At 40.3% G+C, this 14,644-nt stretch carries 13 protein-coding genes; 5 read left to right on the forward strand and 8 right to left on the reverse strand.

The window, feature by feature from the left end; translation table 11 throughout:
- Positions 1 to 32: 32 nt before the first annotated feature.
- From ileS to EXE09_RS08030, 3 genes are read left to right on the forward strand one after another with little or no spacing between them, the layout of a single operon-like run.
- Positions 33 to 2,876, forward strand: a complete 2,844-nt coding sequence (ileS, locus tag EXE09_RS08020) for an isoleucine--tRNA ligase (RefSeq protein ID WP_130116915.1) — start codon at positions 33 to 35, stop codon at positions 2,874 to 2,876.
- Positions 2,869 to 3,405 carry a signal peptidase II gene (gene lspA, locus EXE09_RS08025; RefSeq protein ID WP_130116916.1) on the forward strand — a complete coding sequence of 179 codons (537 nt, stop codon included), beginning with the start codon at positions 2,869 to 2,871 and terminating at the stop codon, positions 3,403 to 3,405. Before ileS ends, lspA begins: the two co-directional genes overlap by 8 nt.
- Complete coding sequence (locus EXE09_RS08030) at positions 3,402 to 3,887, forward strand: FKBP-type peptidyl-prolyl cis-trans isomerase (RefSeq protein WP_068973348.1); 486 nt, start codon at positions 3,402 to 3,404, stop codon at positions 3,885 to 3,887. Before lspA ends, EXE09_RS08030 begins: the two co-directional genes overlap by 4 nt.
- A gap of 98 nt (positions 3,888 to 3,985) precedes the next feature.
- Here EXE09_RS08030 and EXE09_RS08035 read toward each other — a convergent pair whose 3' ends face one another.
- Both EXE09_RS08035 and EXE09_RS08040 read right to left on the reverse strand, forming a co-directional pair.
- Positions 3,986 to 4,294, reverse strand: a complete 309-nt coding sequence (locus EXE09_RS08035; RefSeq protein ID WP_228255423.1) for a type II toxin-antitoxin system YafQ family toxin — start codon at positions 4,292 to 4,294, stop codon at positions 3,986 to 3,988.
- Entirely contained in the window at positions 4,284 to 4,565 is a 282-nt protein-coding gene (locus EXE09_RS08040; RefSeq protein WP_130116917.1) for a type II toxin-antitoxin system RelB/DinJ family antitoxin, read from the reverse strand. Before EXE09_RS08040 ends, EXE09_RS08035 begins: the two co-directional genes overlap by 11 nt.
- Positions 4,566 to 4,731: 166 nt before the next feature.
- Between EXE09_RS08040 and EXE09_RS08045 the strand changes: the two genes are divergently transcribed.
- The gene (locus EXE09_RS08045) at positions 4,732 to 5,637 is read left to right on the forward strand and encodes a LysR family transcriptional regulator (protein WP_130116918.1); all 906 of its coding nucleotides are present in this window, start codon (positions 4,732 to 4,734) and stop codon (positions 5,635 to 5,637) included.
- A 134-nt stretch (positions 5,638 to 5,771) separates the two neighbouring features.
- Here the strand turns inward: EXE09_RS08045 and EXE09_RS08050 are convergent, their stop codons facing one another.
- On the reverse strand, positions 5,772 to 6,515 hold the full coding sequence (locus EXE09_RS08050) for a sulfite exporter TauE/SafE family protein (protein ID WP_087553345.1): 744 nt from the start codon (positions 6,513 to 6,515) through the stop codon (positions 5,772 to 5,774).
- A 203-nt stretch (positions 6,516 to 6,718) separates the two neighbouring features.
- Here EXE09_RS08050 and EXE09_RS08055 point away from each other — a divergent pair, with 203 nt between their 5' ends.
- Complete coding sequence (locus EXE09_RS08055; RefSeq protein ID WP_130116919.1) at positions 6,719 to 8,104, forward strand: glutamine synthetase family protein; 1,386 nt, start codon at positions 6,719 to 6,721, stop codon at positions 8,102 to 8,104.
- A 108-nt stretch (positions 8,105 to 8,212) separates the two neighbouring features.
- Here EXE09_RS08055 and EXE09_RS08060 read toward each other — a convergent pair whose 3' ends face one another.
- The 5 genes from EXE09_RS08060 to EXE09_RS08080 all read right to left on the reverse strand — a co-directional run.
- Positions 8,213 to 8,500: a chorismate mutase gene (locus EXE09_RS08060; protein WP_068973406.1), complete on the reverse strand. Its 288-nt coding sequence runs from the start codon at positions 8,498 to 8,500 to the stop codon at positions 8,213 to 8,215.
- The gene (locus EXE09_RS08065; RefSeq protein WP_130116920.1) at positions 8,481 to 9,836 is read right to left on the reverse strand and encodes a hypothetical protein; all 1,356 of its coding nucleotides are present in this window, start codon (positions 9,834 to 9,836) and stop codon (positions 8,481 to 8,483) included. The genes EXE09_RS08060 and EXE09_RS08065 overlap by 20 nt, the downstream gene beginning before the upstream one ends.
- A gap of 244 nt (positions 9,837 to 10,080) precedes the next feature.
- Positions 10,081 to 11,910: a dihydroxy-acid dehydratase gene (gene ilvD, locus EXE09_RS08070; RefSeq protein ID WP_068973343.1), complete on the reverse strand. Its 1,830-nt coding sequence runs from the start codon at positions 11,908 to 11,910 to the stop codon at positions 10,081 to 10,083.
- 209 nt (positions 11,911 to 12,119) lie between these two features.
- Positions 12,120 to 12,932 (reverse strand): trimeric autotransporter adhesin/peptidogylcan-associated protein TpgA, encoded by an 813-nt coding sequence (gene tpgA / locus EXE09_RS08075; protein WP_130116921.1) that lies wholly within the window; start codon positions 12,930 to 12,932, stop codon positions 12,120 to 12,122.
- Between the two features lie 70 nt (positions 12,933 to 13,002).
- The coding region (locus EXE09_RS08080; protein WP_171457592.1) for a YadA-like family protein at positions 13,003 to 14,644 on the reverse strand (1,642 nt) is incomplete at its 5' end.

Raw genomic sequence — 14,644 nt, forward strand, 5'->3', positions numbered from 1 at the left:
AATGGTGCTGATAATATTGGAAGACAACTTGCATGAGCGATAAGCAAACTCCTGAAAATGCTGTGGATTATAAATCTACGCTGAATCTACCAGGTACTGAATTTGCGATGAAAGCAAATCTCGCAGTACGTGAAGCGAAATGGTTGGAAGAGTGGTATGCCGACAACATTTATCAGCAGATTCGTGCATCGCGTATTGGCAAGAAAAAATATGTGCTTCATGACGGCCCTCCGTATGCAAATGGTCAGATTCATTTGGGTCATGCGGTCAATAAAGTCCTCAAAGACATCATCATTAAAAGCCGTGTCATGGATGGCTTCGATGCGCCATACGTGCCTGGTTGGGACTGTCATGGTCTTCCAATCGAACTGAAAGTTGAAGAAAAAGTCGGTAAAGTGGGCGTTAAAGTTGACGCGTCTACTTTCCGTAAAGCCTGCCGTGAATATGCCAACACACAAATCGAATTACAGAAAAAAGATTTCGTGCGTATGGGCGTGTTTGGTGATTGGGACAAACCTTATCTGACCATGAACTTCAAACAGGAAGCGGACATCGTTCGTTCACTGGGTGAAATTGCCAAAGCAGGTCATATCGAACCAGGTCTTAAACCTGTCAACTGGTGTCTGGATTGTGGTTCTTCATTGGCTGAAGCTGAAGTTGACTATAAAGACAAAAAATCGGATGCAATTGATGTCGGTTTCGGTGTGGTTGATCTTACTGATCTATCAGAAAAAGTCGGTGTGACTGTATCCAATCCTACAGACATCGTGATCTGGACGACTACACCTTGGACATTGCCTGCGAACCAAGCGGTTGCCCTGCACGCTGAAATTGAATACCAGCTGGTTGAAGTTCAAACTGAACGTGGTACACAAAACTTAATCTTGGCTAAAGATCTGGTTGAGTCTGCATGTGAACGTTACAAACTTGAAAATCCAAAAGTATTGGCGGACTTTGTCGGTGCAAAACTTGAGAATTTAAAACTGCAACATCCTTTGCTTGCAGAGCGTCAAGTGCCTGTGATTTTAGGTGAACACGTCATTGCAACAAGTGGTACAGGTGCGGTACATACAGCGCCTGGTCATGGTGTGGACGATTATAAAGTTGGCTTACAGTACAACTTGAAAGTGGACAATCCTGTAGGCGGTAATGGTGTGTATTTACCCACTGCACCGATTTTTGCAGGCGAGCACATTTACAAAGCCAATCCACAAATCATTGCGGCATTGAGCGAAAGTAACAAGCTTTGGGCGCATGTGCCAATCATGCACAGCTACCCACACTGCTGGCGCCATAAAACCCCAATTATTTTCCGTGCAACGCCACAATGGTTTATCAGCATGGACAATAAAGGCTTACGTCAGGATGCTTTGAATGCCATTGAAAATGAGATCGGTTTTGTCCCAGACTGGGGTAAAAACCGTATCCAGTCGATGATCGAAGGTCGTCCAGACTGGTGTATTTCACGTCAACGTACCTGGGGTGTGCCAATCCCATTCTTCGTGCATAAAGACACCAATGAATTGCATCCGCGTACCCCTGAATTAATCGAAGAAGTTGCGAAACTGATCGAGCAGGAAGGTATTGATGGTTGGTATAACCGTGATGCGTCTGAGTTTATTGGTGCAGATGCGGAGCAATACAATGCAGTACGTGACACTTTAGACGTATGGTTCGACTCTGGAACAACGCATTATGCAGTACTTCGTGAACGTGAAGAATTGCAAGATCCTGCGGATTTGTATCTTGAAGGTTCAGACCAACATCGTGGTTGGTTCCAATCATCATTGTTGACGTCAATTGCGATCAACAAACGTGCACCATATAAAGCCCTTCTTACTCACGGTTTCGTGGTGGATGAGAAAGGTCGCAAGATGTCTAAATCAATCGGGAATATCATCACCCCGCAAGACATCATCAAAGATATGGGTGCAGATGGTTTACGTTTCTGGATTGCTTCTGCGGATTACCGTTATGAAATGACGGCTGGAAAAGAAATTTTTAGCCGTGCGTCTGATGGTTATCGTCGTATCCGTAATACTTTACGTTTCTTGTTAGCAAACTTGAATGGTTTCAAACCTTCGACAGACTGCTTACCTGTAGATCAATTGATCGCGCTTGATCAATACATCCTGCAACGTGCGGCTGATGTACAGAAAACCATTCAGCAAGCTTATGAAGATATGAACTTCCATATCGTCACCAATGCTTTGACCAATTTCTGTATCAATGACTTAGGTAGTTTCTACTTAGACATCATCAAAGACCGTCAGTACACCACTAAAGCAGACTCGCAAGCGCGTCATTCTGCACAAACTGCCTTGTATCATTTGGTTCAAGCATTTGTACGTTGGATGTCACCGATCTTGAGCTTCACTGCGCAAGAAGCTTGGCCATTGATCCCTGAACAGTCTGAAAAATATGTGTTTACTGCGGAATGGTATGACATTCCAGTGGCATCAACTGCGAACCTAATCTCAGAAGCAGATTGGCAAACCTTGATCACGGTTAAATCAGCCGTGAATAAACAAATCGAAGCGGCACGTAATGCCAAACTGATCGGTTCTAACCTGTCTGCTAAAGTAGAACTTTGGGCAAATCCTGAGTTGAAAGCGGTATTGGATCAATTGGGCGATGAACTACGTTTTGTCTTGATCACTTCAACTGTGATTGTAAAAGACTTTGATGCTGCACAAGGTGAAGCAACTGATCTTGAAGGTTTACGTGTTCAGGTGTCTGCGGCTGAAGGTGAAAAATGTGCGCGTTGCTGGCATGTTCTGCCTGATGTAAATACACATCTTGAACATCCAGGACTGTGCGCACGTTGTATTATCAACCTTCCTACAGGTCAAGGCGAAGAGAGAAAATATGCCTAATCCACAGAATAAAAAGGGTTTATTCCAGTTTTATCCACACAATTTAATGTGGCTTGGACTTTCTGTCCTCGCCATCATTATTGATCAGTGGACGAAAAACATTGCAAGTACACATCTGACTTATGCAGATCCTGTACCTGTATTGCCCTTTTTAAATTGGACATTGCTACACAATTACGGCGCAGCCTTTAGCTTTTTGTCCGATGCAGGTGGATGGCAACATTATTTATTTACGGGTCTAGCAGGCATTGTGTCGATCATCTTTATTTTTTGGCTGATGCGTATGCCAAAAAGTACGGTGGTTTTACCGATGGCGATTGCTTTGATTCTTGGTGGTGCGATTGGTAATTTGATTGATCGTATCAGCTTAGGTTATGTGATCGATTTCATTCATGTGTTTTACCAAAACCATCACTTCCCTGCATTCAATATTGCAGATAGTGCGATCACCTTAGGTACCATTTTATTGTTAATTGATACTTTCTTTTTAGAAAAGAAACGTATTCAAAATGCGGAAAGCGCAAAATGACTGACGAAATTATTAATCCGAATGAAGAAACCCGCGTTGCGGATGGTTCAAAAGTAGATCTTCATTTTTCTGTTGCGATCGAAAATGGCGTTGAAATTGACAATACCCGTAGCCGTGAAGAGCCTGTGAGCTTAGTCATGGGCGATGGCAGTTTATTGCCAGGTTTTGAAAAAGCCTTATTTGGTCTTCGTGCAGGTGACCGTCGTACCGTTAGCCTTCCTCCTGAAGATGCTTTTGGACCTTGGAATCCTGAAAATGTGCAAAAATTTGACACTGTAAAATTCGAACAGCGTCCTGTTGAAGGTCACATGATGGAGTTTGAAGATAAAGCCAAACAAAGCTTATTTGGTGTCATCAAAACTGTGGGCGAAGACATTACTGAAGTGGATTTCAATCATCCATTGGCAGGTAAAAATATTACTTTTGAAGTAGAAATCTTTAAAGTCACACCTGCTGGTCAACAAGGTGTCAAATTGATGTAAATCATCAGTTGAATAAATTAGAAAGCTCCTGAGGGGGCTTTTTTTGAGATTTTGAATAAAATATCACATGAATTTATGGGTTTACATGCTGAATCTTGTCAGAATAACTCACTATGAGTACCTGCACGAACAAAAACAATCATTTCAAATTTAGACAAAGGCTCGATACGGTAAATCAATAGGAAATCACCACCCACATGTAATTCCCGATAGTTCACCCAGTTTCCAGTCAATGCGTGATCTTTCCACTCAGCACCTAAAGGCTCATCATTTGCAATCAAGAGCATCATGACCTTTTTCAGCTTAGTCATATCATAACGACCAGTACGAGAAAGTCGTTGCCAATCTGCTAGAAATTCCTTGGTATAGTCAGAAGATCTCGCTAAGACAGCTCGCTTATTTTTCATTGTTTTGTTCGAGTTCATTGAACAACTCTTCTACAGTTTCAAAGCGTGCTTTTTTCTTTTTAATCAACTCATCCGCTTCATTCATTGCCGCGACAGTCTGAGCATTCGGTACACGTACATCGAATGGAATGGCTTGTTCAGCAACAACACGAGTTAAAAAAATTCGGACAGCATCAGAAACAGATAATCCCATTGCTTTCAAAGCTTGCTGTGCTTGTAGTTTAGTTTCATCATCAATTCTTACATGCAACATAGACGTTTGTGAAGTCATAATATTACCCACACTTTTGTATCTCATTTGAGACTTATGATAACATATAACAAATAAAACAGATGCTTTTTTAATCACAAAATAGCAGATAGATATGAGTAACAACATCATTATCTGTGAATTAACTCAGCTATAATGATAAAAAATCACTCGTCCAATGACTGCCATGCGCCTCGACTTTTTCGATCTACAACTCTTCCTCAATATTGTGGATACAGGTAGCCTAACCAAAGGTGCAGAGCGTTCATTTATCTCATTACAAGCAGCCAGTGAACGCATTAAAAAACTCGAACAACAATACTCAACACAACTTTTTACGCGCCACGCTTCGGGTGTCAAACTGACACTTGCAGGACAAACATTTGCGGAACAATCATTATTGCTAATCCAACAAGGTAAAAAGCTTGAACAAGCCATGTCAGCCTTTGCAGAGGGTCAAACCACGCAAATGACCTTGTGGTGTAATTCTTCCGCACAGAGTGAATATCTTCCCCTACTCCTACCCCAGTATTTAGTCGAAAATCCACATATTCAAATCGACTTACAAGAAGCTGAAAGTAGTGATATTATCCAAAATATCGAAAAAGGCGTTGCTAAACTTGGTTTAATTTCGAGCTTCTTTAATCATTATCAATTACAAACTTTAGAATTTTCTGATGATCCCTTGGTGCTGATTTGCCCACCGAATCATCAGCTTAAAGAAACCAAACAATTGCAATTGGCTGACATTCTCAGCTATCCATTTGTAGGTTTGATGCAGTATCACTCGTTGCAACAATCTATTGAAAATCAAGCGAAATTACTCAATTGTGCGATTCAATATCGTCTTAGATTACCCAACTTCGCTGCGATTGCTCAAGTGGTTGCCAGTGGCGTTGGTGTAGCTGTAATGCCAAAACGCGCAGCACAACGTTTAAATCAGCTTTATCATTTTCATCAAATTGAATTGGTTGGAGAATGGGCAAAACGTGAATTACTTTTGGCAGCTCAAAACTTCGATCAACTGCCAACGGCATATCAACACTTCGCCCAATTTTTAATTTCACAGAAAGCAAAATTGATTTTGGATTAAACTTTTGACATCAGTCAGAAATTTTAGATGCAAAACATATTTAAAAGCGTATTTGGAGTCCCTTCTCCCTTTGGGAGAAGGTTAGGATGAGGGGCTTTTAAAATAAAAAACCTCCCCCTTTCAAATCCTCAAGTTTAAATCACACCAAACTGATGAAACACTGAATACAAACCAAAAATCACCAAGCCACAAAAGAATACTTTACGAAATTTTTGCTCTGGAATGCGATAACGAATCTTGGTTCCCACCCACATTCCAATCAAGGCAGGAACGAGAGCAATAAGAGATAATTTATAATCAATAGGCGTATTTTCCACTGGATTTAAATGAAGAAATACCGCCAAACAAATTGTTGAAACCGTAAAAGCCAAACCCAAAGATTGAACTAAATCATCACGTTTAAGTTGTAATGATTGCAAATAAGGTACAACGGGAATCACCACTACACCTGTTGCAACGGTCAAAGCACCACCTAAATAACCCATGATCGGAGAAAGCCATTTTTCATGCGGTGCAAGATTGGGCATGCTTTTGGAAAATAGCCCATACAATCCATAGAGCGCTAACATTCCCCCTAATAAAGCTTCACTTTGAAAACCACCCTGTGAATGCCCTAAAGTTGGGAAAATACTCCAAATTGACCCAATAATAATCCCAAGCAACAAAGGATAAAAACGGCGCACTAAACGCCAAACATTGCCTTCAGCAAAGAGTTGCCAAAAGTTGGTAACCATTGAAGGGATAATCAATAAAGTCGCGGCTTGAAAGGGGCTAATCAATAAACTCAGCAAACCCATCGATACAGCAGGTAAACCTAAACCAATCGTGCCTTTAATCATTCCTGCAATGCCGAATACAGCAATTACAAAACCCATCATAACGTCATCACCTCAATATTCTGAAGCAATGCTACGTCAAAGTGAAAAACTGAAAAATCACTGTTTTTAGGAGAGAGTCTCAATAAAAAATTGAGGCTATTTAGTCATCCATTTCCAAGATCTGAAAAAATTTACGATCATTTTACGTTACCTTGATCCATAGACTTTCTATAATTTTTTCATCCCATTTGGATGTACATAGTATGAATATGCCCGTAGTCAGTTCAACAAAGATATTTCCCAAAACAGTATTATTGGAAAAAAATGACCTAGATGATTTTGAATTAGAAATTCGACAATATTTAGAAAAATATCCAGAAACTCATTTTATTGATATTTGTCTTCATGATCTAAATGGTCATATTCGTGGTAAGCGCATAGAAGTCGACGCAGTTTACCAGCTGATTAAAGGTTGCTATTTCCCGCTTTCTATTTATGCCATGAGTTTAAATGGTCAAGTGGTCGAAGAAAGTGGTTTTGGAAAATATATCGGTGAACCAGATTGTTTATGCTTACCTGTTTTAGGCAGTTTAAAACCATGCGCTGATCAACCTGAACATCATGCTCAATTACTTTTAACAATGAAATCCGAGGATGGCTCGGACTGTAAAATTGAGCCTCGTAATATTCTAAAGAAAATTTTATCAACCTTACATCAGATGCATTATTTTCCAGTGATGGCAGGTGAAATTGAATTTTACTTAACACCAAGTGCAGGAAATATCCATCATCACTCCCAACAAACACAATGTTTTGATGTAGATACACCTCCTGACTTTCAAAACGTTATTCAGCAGATTGAATCCACAGCCAAAAGCCTAAAAATCCAGTTAACAGGTATTGTCGCTGAAAGTGCCTCAGGACAATTTGAAATTAATATTCAGCATAGTGATGATATTTTAACATTATGCGATCAAATCCTAGCCCTAAAACGTATGATTAGACAAATCGCTTTACAACATGGTTTAGAGGCGAGTTTTATGGCAAAACCATGTATGTCCCAAGCGGGTAGTGGCATGCATTTTCATATGAGCATGCTGAACCAATGGCAAGAAAATCTCTTTGTTTTAGATGATCAGCAAAATCCAAATGTATTGATGGGTAAAGTGATTGCTGGATTGATAGATCTCATGCCAGCATCTATGGCTATTTTGGCACCTAATATTAATTCATTTCGTAGATTCCAGTTTGCTCACCATGTACCTGTAGAAGCAAATTGGGGATTTAACAATCGTAATGTTGCCATTCGTATCCCCTGTGCTGATTTACAAAATCAACGTTTGGAATATCGTGTTGCAGGTGCTGATGTCAATCCATACCTATGCGTTGCAACCATCCTCATAGGAGTATTGCATGGCTTACATACGCCCCTCGATTTACCACAATCCGTCCAACATAGAAAAACGATAAACCTCAATCAGCTCTTAGCTCGAAATCAACTTGAGGCGCTCCAATTATTTGAAAAAAATCCTATTTTTAAAGCATATTTGGGAAATGATTTCATACAATTATGGTGTATATGCAAAACATTTGAATACCACGCTGTCATGAATAAAATTAGTGATACTGAATTGGCGTGGCATTTATAATTTTATTCACCATTTAAATATTCCATAATAAAAAAACCTTTCTACGGAAAGGTTTTTATTTTAAAAATTAAAATGCGATTTGCTCAATCAAAAACAATACGCTCAATATTAAGGACGAATCTCTTTTAATTCTCGTTGAATAAAATGCTGAATCATTTCGCGATACAACATCTCAACTAAGTCAGGATTTGTCCCGACATCAAGCGCCTTTTGACGAACTTTATTAATCACTTGTTGCACACGTTCAGGAGATTGTACATCTTCAGCTGTACGCTTAAATCGAACAGCTTGATCCACATAATATTGACGTGTTGCTATTAACTCTATCAATTCTTGATCTAAATGATCAATGCGATCACGGACTTGCTCTAAAGATTCACATTTCTCTTTTTTCATCATTGGTTTCTTCTATATCCTGATCTTGCGTGATGTGTTGAGCTCTTTCTTGCTCATTTTCTGCTTTATACTTCTGTTCTAACACATTACTGAAAATACTTTCAATCATCCAAACACGATATAAACTATTAAATACGTAACGTTTTCCTTCAATACGCAATTCTAAAACAGGAAAATCAGGTTGATGCTTCTCAGCACACAATTGATCATTAGTTTTTAATAAGGCTTCCACATCCTCATCAGTCAGTTTTTCGATCCCCAAATCCTGCTGAATTTGCTGCACATGCGCTTTAAAGGATAAATCACGTCCTTTGGTCCACACTGCTTGTAAAATGTCGTACATCGCATCAATACGTTGTTCTTCAGGCACACTATAATAAAGTCGTGCCATATTGAGTGTACTGTCCGCAGTTGGACGACAGAATGGCGTGAATTTGACTTCTGTCCGTTTAGAAAGACGCGTCGCTAAACTCCAATCAAAAAAGTCCCGACCGTGATAACTTAAAGGGTGCAAATTCAATTGAATATTATAATAATTTGCCAATTCTTCTTTGATATAAGCCAATAACAACCAACTAATCGGGTCTTCTAAAGCAATATATAAATCCAACTCTGGGTGCATCGCTTGAATTTCAGCAAGCTCTTCAGCATCACTCATCAAATGCTCACGCCATTCAATGTGATTGATCAGGAAAATAGGATTATCAATCAATAGTTTTTGCTGTTTTAAACGACGGGTTAAACGCAATAAATCATCAACCGCATGGTATTTACGCCCACCAAACTCAAAATAACTTTCTAAAACTGGCGTCTGATCAAAAATTCGTTCGGGAAAACTTTGTGGTTTTTGATGCTTACTCGCCATCACGTACAATGTACGCAATTTGCCATATTGCTGTTGCCACAACATATGAAACACATCTTCGAGTAAATAAAGAAAGTTCTGACCTGTCAGCGGTGTATTTCTAAGAATTATTTCCGCTTGTTGTAATGCTTCTGCGCTAGGTTGTTCTGGTTTTTCATCATCATAACTAAAACGATGTTGGTTGGCTAATATTCTGGCATCTTCTAAACTATAATTGCGCCATTCTTCTATGGACATGCCATTGGGGGGTTCTGCTGAAGTATTGGAAATAATGACTTTCAATGGTTTCAAATCATCATTCAAAATTTCTTCTAATTGCGGCAATTGCTGAACCGCAAGATAACTATAAACATCATCCAAACGCAAATAAATACTCAGCCCTTGCTCCGTAGATAACACCTCTTGTCGAACAGGTTTCTGGTAAAACCAACTCGATCGGATTGGATCAAACCAACGGCGTAACAGTGACATGTGAGGGCCTCTAAAAAGCACTGAATAAATAAAAAGATAATGTGAGTGAAACTCGTTCAAGCATACCATTCATTGACTGGAGATGCTGAAAAAAATAATCTAAATCAGATCACGAAAAATTTATAACAATTCCTTTAACAATGATCAATATCCCAAAATCTAATAAAATTGAATCAATTCAGTCAATATAATAAAAAAGCACCCAGCTTGTGAGTGCTTTAATGATGTAAATAAAGTTTAAAACTTAGATTTCGCGTACAGCACCTTTCGATGCACTTGTGGTATGCATCGCATAGGCTTTTAATGCTTTAGAAATCTTACGAGGACGTGGTTCAGCAGGATGCCAACCTTTTTCCTCTTGTGCAGTACGACGAGCAGCCAAAGTTGCATCATCTACAGCTAAATTAATCGTACGATTTGGAATATCGATTTCGATCAAATCACCATCTTCAACCAAACCAATTGCACCACCTTCAGCAGCTTCAGGAGAAACGTGACCAATCGAAAGACCTGACGAACCACCTGAGAAACGACCATCTGTTAATAGTGCACAGTCTTTACCTAAACCTTTTGATTTTAAATAACTGGTTGGATACAACATTTCTTGCATCCCAGGACCACCACGTGGGCCTTCGTAACGAATTACAACCACATCACCCGCTTTGATACCACCACCTAAAATACTTTCTACCGCAGCATCTTGGCTTTCAAATACACGAGCTGTACCGTTGAATTTAAGAATTGAATCATCAACGCCCGCAGTTTTCACAATACAACCTTCTAGAGCAATGTTGCCGTAAAGTACAGCCAAACCACCATCTTGTGAGAATGCATGTGCAACATTACGGATCACGCCACCTTCACGGTCACCATCTAAGCGAGAATAATAGCGGTCTTGTGAGAATGCAGTTTGCGTCGGTACACCACCCGGTGCGGATTTAAAGAAGTTGTAAACATCTTCATCTTCAGTACGGATAATATCCCACTTGTCCAAAGCATCTTTTAAGGTTTTTTCATGTACTGTAGGCACAGACGTGTCTAACAATCCTGCACGGTCTAATTCACCTAAGATCGACATGATACCGCCTGCACGGTGAACATCTTCCATATGCACATCTTGTTTTGCTGGTGCAACTTTACACAGTACAGGTACTTTACGTGATAAACGATCAATATCCGTCATGGTGAAATCAACTTCTGCTTCATTAGCCGCAGCCAATAAGTGAAGTACAGTATTGGTTGAACCACCCATTGAGATATCTAAAGTCATCGCATTTTCAAACGCTGCTTTAGTGGCAATTGAACGTGGTAGCAAGCTGTAGTCATTTTGCTCATAGTGACGTTTCGTGATCTCTACGATTAATTGACCTGCCTTTTCAAATAATTTTTTACGGTTGGCATGGGTTGCAAGTGTTGAACCATTACCTGGTAAAGATAAACCTAATGCTTCAGTTAAGCAGTTCATCGAGTTGGCAGTAAACATGCCTGAACATGAACCACAGGTTGGGCATGCAGAGCGTTCGTATTCTTTGACTTCTTCATCAGTAAAACTATCATCTGCCGCAACGATCATCGCATCAACCAAGTCAATCGCGTGTTCATTCCCACGAATTTTGACTTTACCCGCTTCCATTGGGCCGCCTGAAACGAATACCACTGGAATGTTCAAACGCATAGACGCCATGAGCATGCCTGGGGTGATTTTGTCACAGTTCGAGATACACACCATCGCATCTGCACAGTGTGCATTGACCATGTATTCGACAGAGTCTGCGATCAAATCACGTGAAGGCAGTGAATAGAGCATGCCGTCATGCCCCATAGCAATACCATCATCGACTGCAATGGTGTTGAATTCCTTTGCCACACCGCCTGCTTGCTCGATCTGACGAGCAACCAATTGACCTAGATCTTTAAGGTGAACATGACCTGGTACAAATTGGGTAAATGAGTTGACCACTGCAATAATCGGCTTACCAAAATCTTCATCTTTCATTCCTGTTGCGCGCCATAAGCCACGCGCACCAGCCATATTTCTTCCATGTGTCGATGTTTTTGAACGATAATCTGGCATTATAATTTCCAACAATATTTGAGCTGAAATGAATGATTGAATTCATTTTGGCAGAATAAAACTGATAATCAGTCGAAATATTTTTACATCATACTACAATTCTGAGCAAGCTGATGATTTGATGGTCGTTGTTTTGCAAATGTGGCTCATACTAAAAATAAGGCTTCCAAAGAAGCCCTATTTATCACAATTGAACTTGCGATAGATATTTACCACTGAACATTGACTCGACGATTCGGTGCTAAACAGTCTACAGTTTGCACTGTAGCACGTGTTCCTGTACATTGTCGGTATAAATCAGTTTGACTATTTGCCACAATCTGAATCCTATTGGGATTAATTCCTGTACCCACCAACAGTTTAGCAACCGTATTGGCTCGTAGTGATGACAATTGCTGATTGTGGGCAAACTTGCCTAAAGGATCAGCAAAGCCTGATACTACGATTGAGCCCGTGCTTGGACTTTGTTGAATACGTTGAGCAATCTCTGTAATAATTCCTGTACCTTGTTCAATTGCATTGGCATTGTAACTATCAAAGGCAAAAAATACGCTGGCTGAACGATCTGTGATTTGTGTATCTTTAGATGCTTGGTTATTTGCACCAAAAGCCATCAAACCCTCACAAGCCTGACCTTTCCAGTACAAGTTTTGTGCGGTGGCTTTTCGATTACTAAATTTGTCAAAGTCAACCCGTAATTGGCAACGCAAATAATCCTGACTATTTGGTTGGCGAATATCTAACACATAATTCCACGTTTTATTGATAAATAAACCTTCATTGAACTGTGGATTACCCAATAAATGACGGAATTGGTCTTTATTTAGTCCAACATCTAAACGCGCCACGTCATCATATTCATAACGCTTGATTTGTTTTAAGTAACTATCCTTGACCTCTGGAAAATGAATTTCCTGTTCTTGTGCAGTTGTTGTTTCAATCTCAGTAGCATGACTCAATGACATCGACATCACTAGACCACTGAATGCACCTAACAGTATGATTTTGTTCAATGCTTTCATTTTTTTATCTCTCTCAAAATTAAGGAAAACTGAAGAAGATGAGCGATTCTCATCTTCCTCGTCTAGTGAATTAGTCAATCACACCACTGATACCGATACGTACACTTGGGTCGCCTTGGGAAGCAGCTGCCACACCACCTGTCAATGACCAGCGACCATTGTCCGCTGTTTTACGCAAAGTCACACCAATTGCATTTTCACCACCATGATAAGCTGCGCCTGCGGCGTAGGTATATTTACCTGGAATATAAGGTGCAGATTCAAGTGCCATTGCAGCTGCAATACCGGCATTGGCTTTTTTCTCAACATCATCAATACGATCATTGGTTACGCGGAATGCGTTATCCAATTTTTGATCGACATTATCAATTTTATTGTTGAGGGCTTGATCTGCCTGATTCAATGCATCAATAGCACTACCAACATTGTTGTATTTTTTATCACCTACATTATAGCTTGGTGCTGTGAAACTACCTGTAATGTTGTCATAGCCTGCGCCCCCCCCCAAGTAATCCACGATTGCCTGATTGGTGGTGTTCAATTGACTGCCATTAATGGCTTCTTTTGAGTCTTTATTAACTGCACCATTGGCAACACCACTGATAACTTTATTGCCCGCATTGATGCCCTTATCTTTGTTAATGCTTACATCACCCACATTAACATTGTCAAAGCTGACATCTTTCTTGGTTGCAACATTATAGGTGGTTGAACCATCAGCATTTTTAGATTCGCTTACAGAAATGTTGTCACCTGCTTCCACTTTACTGGTTGCCGCCGCAGTCGCATTTGCAATATCAGTGTTAATGTTGCTCACTATATCCGCAATTTGACCACCATTGACCGCATCTTTGGAGCCTGTCTCAATCTTACCATCCCCCACGTTGGTAACTTTATTGCCTGCTGCATCAATACCGTCTTTGGTGACACTTGGGCCACCCGCAATGGTCAGACCATCGCTATTGAGTGTGCTGTCACCAATATTAACCTTACCGTTTTTACCATCAATATTTACAGCATTCACACCTGAACCGATAGTGACATTGTCTGCCAAGCTAGCGGTAACCTTGTTGCCATCGTTACTAATAACCACATTGCCATCACCGCTAAAGTCAACAGTGTCTTTAGGAGCCACATTGCTGGAATTTTTACCATTGGTGGTTAAATTCCAACCAGCATTGGCATTAGCAGTGTCTTTAGCCACTTGTTTGATGGCATCGTCTATGTTGTTTTTGCCTGTGCCACCTATGTTATTGGCAGTCAGTGAACCGTCAGGGTTCACAACGGTATTTCCGCCGACAACCGAAGCAATCGAATCACCCATTGTCCACAACTGGCTGCCGTTAACCGCATCAGTTGACGTGCTGTTCACATCGCCTTTGGCAACATTGATGATTTTGTTACCACCGTTATCCAAACCAGCATTGGTCAGATATACCGTACCATTGTTGCCACCTGTTAAGGTAATACCGCTGTTATCCAAAACAGTATTGCCTGCAGTCACACTGCCAGTGTTGGTTAAGTCAAGGTCTTTGTCGATATCAACCGTGTAGATGGTATGACCATCAGCCGATGTTGTATCTGCATTAACTGATACATTGCCGCTTGCACCTGCTTTAACTTCAGTTTTTGCCGCTGCACTAGATGCTTGCAATTGGCTGACATTGACTGCATCAGTACTGTCTGTTCCAGCTGTAACACCAGTGATTTTG

The sequence above is a fragment of the Acinetobacter sp. WCHAc060025 genome, from assembly GCF_004209355.1.
Taxonomy (GTDB): domain Bacteria; phylum Pseudomonadota; class Gammaproteobacteria; order Pseudomonadales; family Moraxellaceae; genus Acinetobacter; species Acinetobacter wuhouensis.

Bases quoted from the DNA above. Each gene is read 5' to 3' on its own strand.
- ileS (WP_130116915.1), top strand. From the start codon at position 33: ATGAGCGATAAGCAAACTCCTGAAAATGCTGTGGATTATAAATCTACG.
- lspA (WP_130116916.1), top strand. From the start codon at position 2,869: ATGCCTAATCCACAGAATAAAAAGGGTTTATTCCAGTTTTATCCACAC.
- EXE09_RS08030 (WP_068973348.1), top strand. From the start codon at position 3,402: ATGACTGACGAAATTATTAATCCGAATGAAGAAACCCGCGTTGCGGAT.
- EXE09_RS08035 (WP_228255423.1), bottom strand. From the start codon at position 4,294: ATGAAAAATAAGCGAGCTGTCTTAGCGAGATCTTCTGACTATACCAAG.
- EXE09_RS08040 (WP_130116917.1), bottom strand. From the start codon at position 4,565: ATGACTTCACAAACGTCTATGTTGCATGTAAGAATTGATGATGAAACT.
- EXE09_RS08045 (WP_130116918.1), top strand. From the start codon at position 4,732: ATGCGCCTCGACTTTTTCGATCTACAACTCTTCCTCAATATTGTGGAT.
- EXE09_RS08050 (WP_087553345.1), bottom strand. From the start codon at position 6,515: ATGATGGGTTTTGTAATTGCTGTATTCGGCATTGCAGGAATGATTAAA.
- EXE09_RS08055 (WP_130116919.1), top strand. From the start codon at position 6,719: ATGAATATGCCCGTAGTCAGTTCAACAAAGATATTTCCCAAAACAGTA.
- EXE09_RS08060 (WP_068973406.1), bottom strand. From the start codon at position 8,500: ATGAAAAAAGAGAAATGTGAATCTTTAGAGCAAGTCCGTGATCGCATT.
- EXE09_RS08065 (WP_130116920.1), bottom strand. From the start codon at position 9,836: ATGTCACTGTTACGCCGTTGGTTTGATCCAATCCGATCGAGTTGGTTT.
- ilvD (WP_068973343.1), bottom strand. From the start codon at position 11,910: ATGCCAGATTATCGTTCAAAAACATCGACACATGGAAGAAATATGGCT.
- tpgA (WP_130116921.1), bottom strand. From the start codon at position 12,932: ATGAAAGCATTGAACAAAATCATACTGTTAGGTGCATTCAGTGGTCTA.